Here is a 13,811-nt window from a genome sequence, read left to right on the forward strand (position 1 = left end):
TAGGGGGACCGAAGTCCCGGATCAGTGGCTGTCGGGTGCCTTGCTGTCACACGGCGAGCAGCTCGCCCCGTCGATCGCCCACAGCTCGGCGTCGACGTCCCAGCCGTCGGCCGCGAGGAAGTCCGCGGTACGCAGGCACAGGCCGTCAGACCGCCGCTGGATGAACGGGGCGTGATGCTTGTACCGGCCGCCGTTGTGGACCTTGCAGAGCGCGAAGTACACCGGGGTGTCGAGGATCAGCTGATGCACCCCGATGTCGACCAGCTTCCCGACGCCCAGGTGGACGTCCGGGTTCTCCATCGCGCACACCGTGTACGCCACGGCCTGGCCGAGGATCCTCTCCGCCATGTTCCGGACCATGGTGTTGTCGCGGAGCAGGAGGGCGATCTCCCGCTCCCACAGCGGGCCGCCGTCCGCGACGTTGATCGTGAGGTGCTCGATGTGCGGCGCCAGTGCGTTGAGGATCTGTTCCGGATCGCTGGTACGGGCGAGGGTGGGCGGCTGAGCTGCGATGGTCATCCTGTCCTCCGTCGATCGTCGAGTCGTGCGATGCAACCCGCGCCCCGGCCGACCGGGGTACGGGGGTCTGTTGGACCCCGTCAGTTCGGGGAGGGGAGCCGGTAGACGAGGAACTCCGCGGCCCCGTCCTCCGGCCCCCACGGGCGCGCACGTGTGCGGATGTGGAGACCTCCGTCGCTCAAGGCCCGGCGCAGGCGGGGGATGCACTGGCGCCAGTGGTCCGCGGCCCCGTCGGGCAGTACAACGGCTGCCGGCCACCACGTCACCCATGCACACCGGTCGGCCTCGGGAGGCCACACCATCTGAGTGATGGGACGCACGCCGACCCGGCCGAACCGTGAACTCCGGTCTTCCTCCCACGAACGCCACCCCACCTTGCGCAGCGCGTGATTGACGACGTCCTCCGGAGACCGATCGGGGTACCGCCAAGAGGTCTCCTGGTGGTTCGGCGGCACCGGCCCCGACAGCGCCCACGCCGTATCGGCGGGCGTCTCCCTCGGCGGCACCCCGTCGGGCATCCGGTAGACGAGGAACTCAGCGCCAGGGTGGTGGTGGGGCGAGGACCAGCGGCTCGGTTCCACGACGTACCCCAGGGACTCCAGGGCGCGGGCGGTCGCGACGATCCGCTCCCGCCAGTGCTCCAGCGCCCCGGCCGGCAGCGTCCGCTTCTGGTAGCCGCGCCGCATCGACGCGTCCGGCGACCAGTCCACCGTGACGCACAGCTCTGCACCGTTGGGCCAGGCGGCTTCGGTGAGCACGTAGGCGCGGCACACCCCGATGTCCTCCGGCAGCACGTGCCGAGCGGTGCGCTGACCGTTCTCCGATACCCCGTGCACCCAGCTCTCGCCGAGACCCAGCTGAACGAGGTGGTAGTTCACCAGCGCTCGCCCGCTGTGCGGGTCGGCCGGATCGTAGACGGGCTCGGTCGGCGCGGGGGTGGGCTGCTGAGCTGCCATGGTCATCCTGTCCTCTATCGAAAGTCGAGTCGTGCGGTCCTGCGTCAGACCGTGCCGGCCACCTTCTCGAGTGCGGCCACACTGGCCGGCACGTCGTGGCCCAGTCGGACCCGCAGGTGCGGCATCACGGCCAGGCGCGCGGACACCTCATCCCGTGCGCTGCGCCGACCGCCTCCGTCCACGCCCCGGGCGAGCTCGAAGACGTCGGGGTAGCGGTCCTCCGTGACCCCCGACACGAAGTCGTCCTCACCCAGCCCGAGGAGGTGCGTGACGTCGCTGACGGAGGGCGACGCGTCCGCCTCGACCCGGGGAAAGAGGAGACCGGCCACGTTTCCGCCCGTCGCGAGCTCGACGCCGAACAGCTCCGGGAACTGGTCAGGCCACACCTGGACCTTCCGCTCCCGCCGCCGGTCGTCCTCCCACAGCGGCGCGAAGTCACCCGCGAGGAGCGACTCCGTCACGCTGTCGTGCTGCGTCGGATGGAAGCTCCCGCCCTCCTGCAGGTGGCCGCGCGCCGCCGCCCCCCAGCCGAGAGCGTCGACCAGGCCAAGACCAAGAGCAGCCGCGGCGGGCCACGGCACCACCTCGACGCCCCGGTCACCGGTCGGCCGGGCCAGCACCCGGTCGTTGGCGAGGAGCTGCCACCCGGCCGACGCCAGCAGCATCGCGGTCGCCGTCTTCCCCGCCCCCTTCCCCCCGAACGCGAGGAGCGTCGCCCCGTCCTCCGGACGCACGACAGCGGACGCGTGCAAGACCACCCAGCCGTTCCGCAGCAGCTGACCCCGGATCACCTCACGGGCCATCCGTGCGGCTGCGACCGCCAGCTCCATCCCCCCGATACTGCTCAGCTCGACGCGACCCGTCGATGGGCTGGAGCGGTATGCAATCGCCTCGTCCGGCGACGTCGCGATGATGTCGTCCTCGTCCCGGGCGACCAGCATCAGGTTTCCCGCGTACTCCACCCCTTTGGTATGCCGGCCGTCGTGGACCTGGAGGGTGAGCTGCGCGTATTCCGACGGGTCGACAACCGCGACGACAACCGGCCCCGCGCCCGCCGACGATGCCTCAACCGAGGACACGTCCCACCACTGCCCGAAGTACCGGGCCGTCCAGTCCGTCACCTCCCCCCGGCTGCTCAGAACGGTGACGGCCGCCGAAGCAGCCTCAAGCCGGACAGCGCTGATCATGCGTCGTTCCCTTCGATAGATGTAGGCGTCGCCGAGTGCCGGCCCGCTCGCAGCGGGTTCCATGCCGTCTGGTCGAACTCGCCGAAAATGGCATCGAGCAGCCCGGCCCCCGTCATCGATCCGATGAGGAGACCGCTCACCCGGTCCAGGACCGTCGCGATCCGCCGCGCGTGCCGCACCACCTGCTCTTGGTGAGCCGTCACCGGGTAGTCGGCCGGCACGCTCAGGCACGTGGCGAGGAGAGCCGCGGTATCCATCAGCCACAGGACCATGACCTCCCGGACCTGATCGAGCCGCTCCCCCCGGGGCAGCGCACCGAAGTAGCTGTCCAGCGTGGACGCCACGCCCTGCGTGATCTGCTGCTCCGCGCGGAGCTCGTGATGGCACAGCCCCAGCAGCAGCGCCCGCCCGATCAGCTTCGCGACGTCCGGCTCCGGCCCCGCCGCCCACTGGAGCGCAGGGCTGATGAACGTCATACGGGCACCCGACAGAAACACGTGCTCCGGCTTCAAGTCCCCGTACACGGCGACCCGTTGCCGGGGGCGGAGGGCGGTCGTGAGCCGGATCAGCCGCCGCACGGCGTTGGCGACGAGATCGACGATGACCAGCCGCTCATGCTCCGGGAGCTCCCGGTCCCGCCCCAGGTCGGCCACGAACCCCGCCGCGGACGGCCCCTTGAACTGGTGCAGGAACACGTCGACGATCGACCGCTCGTTGATCGGCCACGCCCGCTTTATGTACTTCGCCCCCGCCTCACCGTGCAGTTCCGGCAGCGACAACAGGACGGAGTCCAGTAAGGGCCCCGTGTCCCACGGGCGGAGGTTGATCTCCTCCGCGACCGTCATCCCCGACAGCGCCCGGGTCAGCAGCACCCCGGCCCGGAAATCGACGGCCTCGCACACCCGGGGCCGCCCGAGCTGCCGGAGGAACTCCAGCTGCTGGAACTCTCGCCTCGTCAGCAGGTCGGCGCTCCTGGTGTACGGGAGCTGCGCCTCCAGGACGTCGTCCCACGTCCCGCGCGCACCGCGCAGGACCGACGCCATGGGCGTGCTCAGCCACCCGTACTTGGCGAACAGTTCCTCGCCGTCGACCGTCACCGGGCAGACGTACGACGTGAGGCTGGGGACCTGCGCCCCCAGGACGGCGCCACGGCCCGGCCATAGGTCGTCGACCGTGAGGGTGATCGCCCTCCGGCTCGCCTCGTATAACTCCTCTGCGCGCACCACTGCGTCACCGCTCGTGGTCAGCGTCATCAACCGCTCCATCCGAAGTGTTCAGGTGCCGGCAGCGCGCACGGCGCAGCCGGGTCAGGCCGAGTTGTCGATGCCGAGACAGAGCGCCGTGAGGAGCGACGCCAACGCCACCCAGTACAGGACCTGCGCCTTGCGCTCACTCATCGGGCTTGACCTCCTGGCCGAGATCGGCCCACACGCGCTTGCCCCACGGCAAGGGGTCGACGCCCCACCGGCCGCAGCTCAGCGTCTCCACGATGTCCAGGCCCCGCCCGGACTCCGCATCGTCATCAGCCGCGCGCACTGCCGGCCGGTCGCGCGACAGGTCCACCACGGCGACCCGGACCCGCCCCTGCCCCAGCCTCGTCACGGTCACCCGGACAGAGTCCCGCCGGGCGTGCAGCACCGAGTTCGTCAGCAGCTCGCTCACGACCAGCTCGGCCGCGTCCTGGACGCCGGGCAGCCCCCACACGTCCAGCGCCAGGCGCACCATGCGCCGCGCGCACTGAGCAGACGCGGCGACCCTCGGCAGCGTCTCGGTGTACGCGGGCATCGGACCCGCTCCGGTCTCGATCACGATGAGCGCCCCGATCCGTCTGGATGAGCGTCTGCGGACCGCCGGGGCCGACGCCCCCGGCACGGCCACGCGCGAAAGGGTCTCCAGCATCACGGCCGCTTCCCCAACGTGCCGGTGAGGACACCGTGGCCGTGCCTGCTCAGGGTGGCGAGCGCCCCCGGATCACACAGCTCCCCGGGGCCCTCCGGAGGCGTCAGCCACCACGCAGGCCCATGATCCGGGCTGGTGTTGTTCGGGGCCGGCACGTCCAGCGTGGCCTGGGGCCTGTGCGCCACCGAGCCGGGCACGTTCCACTCCATGGCCACGGACGCCGGGACCAGGGCGACGTATCCGGCCTCGCGGCCGAACTGCTGCTTGGCGTAATAGATGGGCCCACCGCGCAGACCCACCGGCAGGCGAGCGGCGCACCTCTCCGGCTCGTTGTCCAGGAGGAGCGCGGCGTGCATCACGGAGGCTTGGACGATGATCGCGCCGAAGCGTGGACCGGGCGTCAGGAACGTGGTGCCGCGGTCGATCCAGTCCAGGCGCGCACGCCTGGCCGACGGGGCCGCGTCCAACAGCCAGTGCCCTGACGCGATCATGCGCTCCGCCACCGTCGCCTGGAGGCCCACGATCGCAGCCCTGGTCGTGTCACCTGTGTTCGTCATACGTCAACTCCCCTAGCTGTGCCGTTACTTGACTCTCGCGCCGCGCCCCTCCGGCCCCTCATATGGCGAGGTCGTGGGAGGCAACGGCCGCGATCAGCAAGCCGACGAACGCAAGGAAGCCGAAGCACGAAGGGCTCGACAGCGTCGCGAGGCAGCCCGGCCCTTCGCTGGACGGAGCACCACCGGCAGACTCCTCGTCCCGCGGGCGCGCCGTCACGGCGCGATCCGGGACACGCGGACCGGCAGGTGAAGGGGGCGGATCAGTCGCGTGGCTCGTCATCGCTCAGCACTCCCCGGAAGGGTCGTCTCGATGGGCAACGGGTGCGCGTTGGCTCTCCCATCTACGAGCCAACTCCCCCCCAACCGAGCGCGCCGGACCTTCCAGCGGACTTTGCGCCGGACTTTTCAGCCCGACCGGTCTTTCCATCCGCCCGAAAGTCGCTACCGTCGGATGTATTCAGATCACTGGAGGTGACGGGTGCCAGCGCTGACGCCCTTCGAGCACGCCTGTCTCCTACACCGATGGGACAAGCCGGCTGACTTTCTGCGCGCCTTCCAGGCCACCGCCGACGTCCTCGCCGAGCCGGTGACGCTGACGGACCGGCAGTTACGCCGGTGGCGCCTCCCCGCTCCTCCCGCGCCCCGTGCGCGCGCCTGGAGGGTCTTGCACGCCATGTTCGGGTTCTGTCCGAGCCAACTCGGCTTCCCCGGGCCCCCGCCAGGTGTCACCGTGGGGGGTGTACTGCACCCCGCTCAGAGAGGACCCTCCGACGTGGACCGACGCGCTTTCCTCAGCGACGCCGCTGGTGTAGCCGCAGCCGCAGTGAGCAGGCCCGCCCACGTGCGACCGCTGAGCCCGACCGGCCAGAGCCGCGCCATCGGCACCACGCACCTCCTCGAACTCCGCACCGGCCTCCGCAGCCTCTTCCAGCTCGACGACGCGTACGGAGGGGGCGACGTCCGGTCCCTGTCCGTAAGACACCTCCGCAGGGTCCGCCGCGTCATCAACACGGGCACGTACCCCGAGACGATCGGCCGGCAGCTCCAGCTCCTGGCTGGTGAGATCGCCGAACACTGCGGCTGGCTGTACTACGACGCCGACGAGCAGGACAACGCACGCCGCTACTGGGGCGAGGCACTGACCGCCGCCACGATGCTCCGGGACCCCAACCTGGAGATCCTCGTGTTCTCCTCCATGTCCCTCCAGGCGTGCCACGAGGGCCGACCCCGCGACGGCCTCGACCTCGCGCGAGCAGCCCAGGAACGCGCCACGCTCCTCGGCTCACCCGTCCTCCAGTCCCTCATCGCCGTCAGGGAGACCCGCGCCCTGGCCCTGCTCGGTGACGAGAAGGCCGCGGGGAGCCGCCTCTCCTACGCGATGAAGCTGGGCGACCAGTCCGGTCGCGGTCGCCCCTCCCCGGAGTGGGCCAAGTTCCACGGCGCGGCAGAGCTGGGCTACGCACAGGGGTCGCTCTACACCGAACTCGGCCACCACCACCGCGCATCGGACTTCCTCCGCGCCGCCCTGGCCCACCAGGACGCCAACTACGGACGCAACCGCGCGCTCTACCGGATCACCCTGGCCAAGAGCCTCATCAACGCCGGAGAGATCGACGAGGGCGCGGCCCACGCGGTCGGCAGCCTGGAGCACCTGGAAGAGGTCGAGTCCGGGCGGGTCCTGCGGATCCTCAACGAGGTGACCGACGCCCTCACTGTTGTCGATGCCCGCTCCGCCCGGCAGGCTGCTGAGGAGCTGACCGAGTATGCGGAGATGAAGGAGGCTGCGTGAAGCCCACCGACGTGACGTTCGAGCGGTACGAGGCGGAGGAGGCCGCGGAGCAGATCGACGCGTTCCTGCCGGCATACGAGGAGGTCTATGCCGAACCCCCGTACAGCGAGGGTCCGAGCGACGTCGCGCAGTTCCTCGACCACTACGTGGTCCACGCGAAGCGCCCGGGGATGCGCCTGGTCCTCGCCCGCGACGGACACCAGGTCATCGGCTTCACCTACGGGTACTTCCTGCCGGCCGACACCGGGTGGTGGGCGAACGTCGACCAGCCGCTCGCCGACGACTTCACCCACGAGGACGGCACCCGCACCTTCGTCATCCTCGAACTCGCCGTCCGCGCGCCCTGGCGCCGTCGCGGGATTGCGGCCGGTCTGCACGCGCAGCTCCTTGAGGGCCTGGACGTCGAGCGGGTGACCCTCACCGTCCGGCCCGAGCCGGAAGCCGCCCCCGCCCAGGCCGCGTACGCAGCGTGGGGGTACGAAGCGGTCGGCACGTCCCACCCGTGGGAAGAGGCCCCGTTCTACACGGCGATGGTCCGCCCCCTCACCGCCGACCGGAGCGCGGCCTCCACGTCCTGACCGGCAGAAACACGAAGGCGCCCCGCTCAGTGAGCGGGGCGCCGTCGCGTGGGCCCGAGTAGCAGCAGCTTGCTCTGGACAAGGGCCACCATACGCCCCAGAACGGACCGCCCCCGGGCGCCATCGAGCCCGGCCGCAGGGGGGGGTGTGCGGCCGGGCTCGGGATGGGTTACCGCGTGGGGCGCGGTCCGCTCAGTGTGCCCCACCCGCCGGGTCCTCCGCGTGCACTTCGCGAAGATGCTCCCGAAACGCGTGCTCCAGGGCCTCCCGCTGCGCCGCGGCCCTGGACTCCGCCCCGGCGCTGATCGCCGCGGACAGGTCGGCAGGCGTGAAGTCCACCGGCAGGATCAGCGGCCCCACAGGTTCGGTGCCCACGCTCATCTCGACACCCCACCCGCAGCCCTTCCGCTGACACTCCCACCGGGCAACCCCACACCACCCCACCCCCGGCTCGTGCGGGAAGACCGCCATCGGGATCAGCGACGGCGGAGGCGGAGGCGCGGCCTGAGCGGCCTTCTGCGCGGCGAGCAGCGCCGCCCAGTCCTCCGCGACCGACCCGAACCGCAGCGACGCCACAACGTCGTCCAGCTCCGTATCCAGCACCCTTGCACTCCTCGCGTCCGCCCCGGGATCGGGACGCACAGCATGGCACTACGGGTGCCCCGCTCCCGGAGCCGTGGGAGCGGGACACCCGGTCCTAGCCCCCCGCCGGAGGCGGCCCGGCCGGGCCGTCGCACTCCGGCCACAGCCGGACCATCCTCCGGTTGACCTGGTCGACCGCATCCCGCAACGAGCCGCCCTCGTCCGGATACAGCTCCTGCTCGATCCCGCCCAGCCGCTCCATCACCCCCGGCCGCGCCGCGACCCCGGGCCGATCCGGCTGTCCGTACCAGTCATCCATGAACTGATCGACCCGCTCCCAGGTCCGGCCCACCGACCGGAGGAACCGCCACAGCACGGCGACCAGCCCCGACAACCCGGCCAGCGCGCCCGCCCACAACAGGACCGTCTCCGCCTCCGGCATCGCTACCGTCACCGCCACCGCCTCCCCGCCACCACGTCGAAGCCGTGCCGCAGCGCCAGCGCCGACACCGACGCCATGGCCGGCATCCCGTCAGCAGCCTGCCCAGGCGCCCGCCCCCGGTACCCCAACGACTCCTGCCACCGGGAGTAGGCCAGCACCGTCGCCGTCCCGAAGTGCCCGTCCGCGTACGGCCTCGACAACAGGCCCTCGTCGACCAGGGCGACCTCGACGACCAGCGCCCCCGGATACGACACGGGCGCACCGACCCGGCCCGGATCTCTGCGCGCCGCCGCCTGGAGCCGTGCCAGGTCGACCACCGGCCGCCGCGGTGCCGGAGGCGTCGGCGGTACCCGCACCCCGAGCCGACCCGCGACACGGGCCCGCATCGCGTCCATCCCGAACCCCACCGGATCCGGCTTCCCCGGCTGCCACTCCCGATGACCCAGCACCGAGCCGGCACCCCACCCGTGCGCACGGCACACCGCCGCCGCCGCCCGCTCGATCGCCCGCAGCTGCACGTCCGGCCACGGGTCGCGCCCATCGCCCAGGTTTTCGCACTCGAAGCCCCAGAAGGCGCGGTTGCCGTCGACCGTCGCCTCGTCGTCGACCGGGAGCTTCGTCTCGGCGGTCACCGCGCGGAGGACGTCCGGATCACCCAGGCCCGCGTGGTTCGCGCGCCCGTACCCGACCAGGTGCACCCCGCCGTCCTTGGCGATCACCCCATGGCACAGCGGTCCGGGCAGACCCGCGTACCCGTCACGGCAGATACGGACGGTCTCCGCCGTCCCCCGGGTCACGGTGTGATGGATCATCACCCCGTGCACTCCGCCCCACGGGCCGACCCTGTTGCGGTGCCGCGTACGCCACCCCTCGACCTCGTGCACGACCAGGCCCTCATCGAGGAGCGCCTTTAGCAGCCGGTCCGCCGGCAGCGGTGTGGCCATCAGATGTCCTCCGCCCGGCCGCTGAGCGCGGCCACGATCGCCCCGAACAGGGTGTCCTTCTGCCGCTGCTCCGGTGGGAGCTCCGTGTACGGCACGAGACACGGATGCGTCCGCGCCGCCCCGTCCTTCACCACCCCGTACGTCCAGCCGTCCGCCCGCTTGAACTCCACCCAGCTCTCATGCAGCTCCTCCGCGCTCGCCCCCCGCAGCGCCAGCTGCACACCCTCCAGCGCCGTGTCCCGCTGCCACTCCGGAGCCTCGTCCCACGGGGGCGAGACGACAGGGTCTCCGGTCGCCATCTGCCAGGCCCTGTTGGCGTCGTGGCAGACGCGGGCAATCTGCTCGTCGAGCTCCGCGCGCCCGCCCATCAGACCCGGTCCGGCCAGTGCCACGTACCGCCCCGGCGCTCGTCGGGCGCCAGAGAGCAGCCCACCCCGCCCGGCTGGTACAGGAAGTTCCCGCCCTCCGCGAGCGACCGGTGCAGGGTCCCCGTCGGGTTCTGGACGTTGAGCCCGACCTGATGCGGCTCCTCGACGTTGACCTCCGACATGATCGCCGCCCGGCACACGGCGACGTACGCCTGTGTCCCGTCGGCGCGTACCGGTGTGCCGTGGCTGACGTAGTGGACCATCCGGCCGACCGCGGGGGTCGGCAGGGGCTCAGGCAAGGTGACCGGAGCAGGGGACTCGGCGGGCTCAGGCATCACGACCTCCATCAGGAAAGGGACCGTCCGGATACCGTCCGGACACGACTACGGATGCCGTCCGGACGCCATCCGGACGAAGCCGGACCACCGGCTGTGACCTGCGCGGACACCATCCGGATACCGTCACAACTCGTCCGCGACGGCCGGGCCCGAGTAGCCCGACAGGCGCCGGGCGATCGGCTCCGGCACCGCGACCAGGAGCAGCGCCGTGTACGCGACGTGCGCCTCCTCCTGCTCCCGCGCGGCGACCTCCGCGAACTCCGCCTCGTTCGCCTTCTCGACCGCGGCGACACCCGCCTCGTACACCTCCCGCGACACCTCGTGCGCGTCCTCCGGGACCGGAGGGAAGACGGTGTCCTCGCCCCCCTCGAAGGTCTGCGCGGAGTAGGCCCCGGACGGGTACCGGAAGAACCTCGTGGTGATCACGTCGTCCCCTTCACAGGATGAACACGTAGGCCCGCACGGACCACTGGACCCGGGTGTACCTGGCGCCCCCGCTGCCGTCCTGGAGGAAGATGTCGAAGTCGAGGTTCTCGATCGCCCCGGCCGCGATGTTGACGCGCCCGGTTTTCGCTGTCTGGACGTGGACCCGGTTGCCCTGCGCCGGTCCGCCGTTCCACACCTTCGCCATCTCGTCCGACCCTCCGGCCAGACCCATCGCGTACGCAGCTCCGGCACTGGCCGGCAGGTTGAAGTCGATGTCAATGTCGGCGTTGACGAGGGCGATCGCAGGCCGGCACGGGTCGCCTTGCAGCGGCAGCAGCCGGGACACGATCAGCGTCTGTTCGTCGGGCACGAGCGTCGCCGCGTTGCTCTCGTTGTCGAACAGGGCCGTGTAGTACATCCGGCCGCGCGGCTCGGAGCGCAGCGCCCCCGAGGAATCGCAGTACACCCGGCCCGCGTTCGACCCCAGGTCACACGGATACGTCCACGGATCGACCTCGACCGTCAGGGGCGTCCCGGCGGCACCGGTACCGGATAGGCCACATGCCGTCTGGACGGTCGCGTTGCCCTCGGACCCGATGACGTACGGATTGTCGGGCCGACCCGCGCCCGTGACGGTGACGTTCGTCCCGGCGGTGATCACGCAATTGCAGACGTCACCGCATCCACATCTGGCCACAGGCACCCCGATATCGGAGGATCGGCCCGGCCCACAACCAGCAGCGACAGCCAGTCTATGCCGCAGCCCACGCCTCGCCCCGGCGGTCGCGGAGCCCTATCCGTACAGCTCGATGATCACGGTGCCGTTCGCCCCCTCGGTACCGTTTACGGACGCTCCGTTGAAGGAGAACGCGCCGCCGGCACCGGCCCCCCAGCCACGGGTGCCGCCGCCGACGCCGGTCGTTGTCCGGCCGAATCCACCGAAACCAAGCATGGAGTCACCGCCCCGGCCCGACATGCCCTGCGACGCCGAGATGCGGATAGCTCCCTCACCGGCACCGCCACCGATCGCGAACTGACCGGCCCCCGACCCGGCCCCGGAGATCCCGTTGGCCGTCACGTTCGTCGTCCCGCTCAGCGTGTTCGCGGATCCACCGGCACCGCCGAAGGCCGTGACGATCCCACCGAAGGAGCTGTTCCCGCCCGCTCCGCCCGCATTGTTCCCGACACCAGCCGCACCGCCGTCCCCGACGACCACGGTCTCCACCGCGCCCAGGGTGCCGACCTCCAGGAGGCTTTCGGAGTACCCGCCTGCAGCAGCACCCGGCCGCGGGATCGACTCCCCAGGGTCGGAGTCAGCACCACCCGACCCGCCGCCGGCACCCTGGACCTTCACCTTGATCCGGGCCAACCACGGGTAGTCGGAAGCCCGGAACTGGCTGGCGCCCGGCGTCCGGAAGTACAGGGTCTGACGGAGCCCCATCGTCCCGGGATTCAGGCACAGCTCACCCTCGGCGGAGACATTAAAGTATTCTCCGCAAGCACAAACAGCGGCCAGGGTACTCACCTCTTCGGTCAGCAGTGAGCCCGGCCCAAAACCAGCGACTACCCAGCAGGGTAGCCGCCGGTTCGGCCATCCTCACAGTGCCGTGACGCGCCACCACGCCTTGCCGAGCTTGATGTTCGACACCTGCGAGCGAGAGATCCCGAACTCTGCCGCGAGGGCGAGCTGACTCTCACCAGCCCGCGCGCGGAGGCAGATCTCCCGCACCTGCTCCTCCTTCAACTTGTGGTTCCCGTGGTTCTCACCATGGGCGCTGCGGTCGGACTCGACCATGTCGACCATGTTGGACGTGTGGTCGCCGAGGTAGAGGTGGCGGATGTTGGCGCAGCCCTCGTCTCCCTGGTGGCACGTGTGCAGGATGTGAGCCTCTCCGGCGGCCCCGTGGGCGATCGTCCAGACCGCGCGCGAAGCCGTCATCGGTTCCCCGTCGAGGGTCACCGTCAGTCGGCCACCCTTCGGGTTGGCGATCATCACGCAGTCGTCCGCCGTGGACGCGGCGGCGGCGGCCAGGAGCTGCTGCACCTCGCCGTGCGGGCGCTGCTCAACGACTACGGCGAGAGGGTCGCCGTGGCGCTCGTAGCGGGTGTGGTGCTTCTTGCACCAGACGTCGGTCTTCAGCTGGTGCGTCGCGGTGTCCGTGCACTGAGCGTCGTTCTCGACGATGCTGCACAGCACGGTCCGGACGCGCGGGACCTTGTAGCGGGCGGCGTTCCGGCACTTCGTGGAGCAGAGCGTGGCGTCCTTCCGGGTGCTCGTCAGGTCCTCGCCGCACACGATGCACTCGCGCTTGGGCAGGGGCGTCTTCGGGGTGGCGGCGCGGCGGGCCTTGATGTAGCAGGCTCCGCACTTCCCCGCGGTCTTCACGGGCCTCGGGCATCCAGCGGTGGCGCAGCCTGCCGGCGTGGTCTGGGGTGCGGTGGCCGTGGGGTCGCCCCACCGGTTCCACCGCTTCCAGTGCTTGTCGCACCAGCCGCGCGCCTTGGGCGGGTCGTCGCAGCCGTCGACGGCGCAGGGGCCGTCGACGCGGGGGCGGAGGGTAGTGCCGGTGTCGCCGTGGCGTTGCCAGCGGGCGTAGTGCTGGTGGCACCAGCCGCGTACGGCGGTGGGCTTGGTGCAGCCGTCGACGGCGCACGTATCCTGTTTCACGTCATGCCTCTCACGAAGGTGTGACCGTGCCCCGGACGGTGACAGCCGTTGCGGGGCTTTAGTCCAACTCTAGGCGATCACAGCCGATTTGGGCCGCTTGCCGGGGTCGCGGTGACATGGACGTCGACACCGGCCCCGACCGGGGAAGACGGCATCAGCACCTCCAGGCGCAGCACCGGGCGGGATCTCCACACCCGGACCGTCACCCCGGCCGCGGTGACCTCTTCCAGGACAACGGTCAGCGCGGCCCCGTCCTCGCGGCCACCGGCCGCCAGAGCGCTGATCACCGGCGGTGCGAGGAGGGGCGTCTCCCACGTCCAGGACGCACGGCCGTCGCCCCCGGTCGTCACCACCGCCGCGAGGACCGTCGTGCCCGGCTCCCCCCGGGGGCCCGGCTTCCCCCGCTCCCCGCGCTCCCCCCGCTCCCCAGCAGGCGCCGCCCTGCTCCGCCCCTGACGGGCCGTCGTCGCCGCTCTGGACTGCCGGCCAAGCTCCCGCAGAACCCCGCCCAAAGGGTTGCCCTGCGCCCGGTGCGGGGCCGATCCTCGTGCCGCCATC

General features: G+C 71.2%; 18 protein-coding genes. 2 read left to right on the top strand and 16 right to left on the bottom strand.

What is annotated here, in order from left to right; all coding sequences use genetic code 11:
- Positions 1 to 21: 21 nt before the first annotated feature.
- The 6 genes from ACH4RG_RS22865 to ACH4RG_RS22890 form a co-directional block, all read right to left on the bottom strand.
- Positions 22 to 519, bottom strand: coding sequence for a hypothetical protein (locus ACH4RG_RS22865; RefSeq protein WP_398540063.1), 498 nt, complete (start codon positions 517 to 519; stop codon positions 22 to 24).
- A gap of 80 nt (positions 520 to 599) precedes the next feature.
- Positions 600 to 1,475, bottom strand: coding sequence for a hypothetical protein (locus tag ACH4RG_RS22870; protein WP_398540064.1), 876 nt, complete (start codon positions 1,473 to 1,475; stop codon positions 600 to 602).
- Positions 1,476 to 1,519: 44 nt separating this feature from the next.
- Positions 1,520 to 2,662, bottom strand: coding sequence for a hypothetical protein (locus ACH4RG_RS22875; RefSeq protein ID WP_398540065.1), 1,143 nt, complete (start codon positions 2,660 to 2,662; stop codon positions 1,520 to 1,522).
- The gene (locus ACH4RG_RS22880; RefSeq protein ID WP_398540066.1) at positions 2,659 to 3,915 is read right to left on the bottom strand and encodes a hypothetical protein; all 1,257 of its coding nucleotides are present in this window, start codon (positions 3,913 to 3,915) and stop codon (positions 2,659 to 2,661) included. The genes ACH4RG_RS22875 and ACH4RG_RS22880 overlap by 4 nt, the downstream gene beginning before the upstream one ends.
- Before the next feature lie 136 nt (positions 3,916 to 4,051).
- On the bottom strand, positions 4,052 to 4,561 hold the full coding sequence (locus ACH4RG_RS22885; RefSeq protein ID WP_398540067.1) for an ATP-binding protein: 510 nt from the start codon (positions 4,559 to 4,561) through the stop codon (positions 4,052 to 4,054).
- The gene (locus ACH4RG_RS22890) at positions 4,561 to 5,118 is read right to left on the bottom strand and encodes a hypothetical protein (protein WP_398540068.1); all 558 of its coding nucleotides are present in this window, start codon (positions 5,116 to 5,118) and stop codon (positions 4,561 to 4,563) included. Before ACH4RG_RS22890 ends, ACH4RG_RS22885 begins: the two co-directional genes overlap by 1 nt.
- A gap of 841 nt (positions 5,119 to 5,959) precedes the next feature.
- On the opposite strand from ACH4RG_RS22890, the gene ACH4RG_RS22895 reads away from it, so the two are divergent.
- Entirely contained in the window at positions 5,960 to 6,907 is a 948-nt protein-coding gene (locus ACH4RG_RS22895; protein ID WP_398540069.1) for a hypothetical protein, read from the top strand.
- Entirely contained in the window at positions 6,904 to 7,485 is a 582-nt protein-coding gene (locus ACH4RG_RS22900; RefSeq protein WP_398540070.1) for a GNAT family N-acetyltransferase, read from the top strand. Before ACH4RG_RS22895 ends, ACH4RG_RS22900 begins: the two co-directional genes overlap by 4 nt.
- Positions 7,486 to 7,677: 192 nt before the next feature.
- On the opposite strand, the gene ACH4RG_RS22905 is transcribed toward ACH4RG_RS22900, so the two are convergent.
- The 10 genes from ACH4RG_RS22905 to ACH4RG_RS22950 all read right to left on the bottom strand — a co-directional run bounded on the left by ACH4RG_RS22905 (position 7,678) and on the right by ACH4RG_RS22950 (position 13,810).
- Positions 7,678 to 8,088: a hypothetical protein gene (locus tag ACH4RG_RS22905; RefSeq protein WP_398540071.1), complete on the bottom strand. Its 411-nt coding sequence runs from the start codon at positions 8,086 to 8,088 to the stop codon at positions 7,678 to 7,680.
- A gap of 94 nt (positions 8,089 to 8,182) precedes the next feature.
- Positions 8,183 to 8,521 carry a hypothetical protein gene (locus tag ACH4RG_RS22910; RefSeq protein ID WP_398540072.1) on the bottom strand — a complete coding sequence of 113 codons (339 nt, stop codon included), beginning with the start codon at positions 8,519 to 8,521 and terminating at the stop codon, positions 8,183 to 8,185.
- Positions 8,518 to 9,453, bottom strand: coding sequence for an N-acetylmuramoyl-L-alanine amidase (locus tag ACH4RG_RS22915; protein ID WP_398540073.1), 936 nt, complete (start codon positions 9,451 to 9,453; stop codon positions 8,518 to 8,520). The genes ACH4RG_RS22910 and ACH4RG_RS22915 overlap by 4 nt, the downstream gene beginning before the upstream one ends.
- Positions 9,453 to 9,845 (bottom strand): RyR domain-containing protein, encoded by a 393-nt coding sequence (locus ACH4RG_RS22920; RefSeq protein ID WP_398540074.1) that lies wholly within the window; start codon positions 9,843 to 9,845, stop codon positions 9,453 to 9,455. Before ACH4RG_RS22920 ends, ACH4RG_RS22915 begins: the two co-directional genes overlap by 1 nt.
- Complete coding sequence (locus ACH4RG_RS22925; protein ID WP_398540075.1) at positions 9,821 to 10,156, bottom strand: hypothetical protein; 336 nt, start codon at positions 10,154 to 10,156, stop codon at positions 9,821 to 9,823. The genes ACH4RG_RS22920 and ACH4RG_RS22925 overlap by 25 nt, the downstream gene beginning before the upstream one ends.
- 126 nt (positions 10,157 to 10,282) lie before the next feature.
- Positions 10,283 to 10,585 carry a hypothetical protein gene (locus ACH4RG_RS22930; protein ID WP_398540076.1) on the bottom strand — a complete coding sequence of 101 codons (303 nt, stop codon included), beginning with the start codon at positions 10,583 to 10,585 and terminating at the stop codon, positions 10,283 to 10,285.
- 10 nt (positions 10,586 to 10,595) lie between these two features.
- The gene (locus ACH4RG_RS22935; protein WP_398540077.1) at positions 10,596 to 11,246 is read right to left on the bottom strand and encodes a hypothetical protein; all 651 of its coding nucleotides are present in this window, start codon (positions 11,244 to 11,246) and stop codon (positions 10,596 to 10,598) included.
- A 132-nt stretch (positions 11,247 to 11,378) separates the two neighbouring features.
- Positions 11,379 to 12,110: a hypothetical protein gene (locus tag ACH4RG_RS22940; RefSeq protein WP_398540078.1), complete on the bottom strand. Its 732-nt coding sequence runs from the start codon at positions 12,108 to 12,110 to the stop codon at positions 11,379 to 11,381.
- A 72-nt stretch (positions 12,111 to 12,182) separates the two neighbouring features.
- A complete protein-coding gene (locus ACH4RG_RS22945; RefSeq protein ID WP_398540079.1) occupies positions 12,183 to 13,253 on the bottom strand; it encodes a hypothetical protein in 1,071 nt (356 codons plus the stop codon).
- Positions 13,254 to 13,330: 77 nt separating this feature from the next.
- Complete coding sequence (locus ACH4RG_RS22950; protein ID WP_398540080.1) at positions 13,331 to 13,810, bottom strand: hypothetical protein; 480 nt, start codon at positions 13,808 to 13,810, stop codon at positions 13,331 to 13,333.
- Position 13,811: the final 1 nt, after the last annotated feature.

It is taken from the genome of Streptomyces sp. NPDC021019 (assembly GCF_044333295.1).
GTDB lineage: Bacteria > Actinomycetota > Actinomycetes > Streptomycetales > Streptomycetaceae > Streptomyces.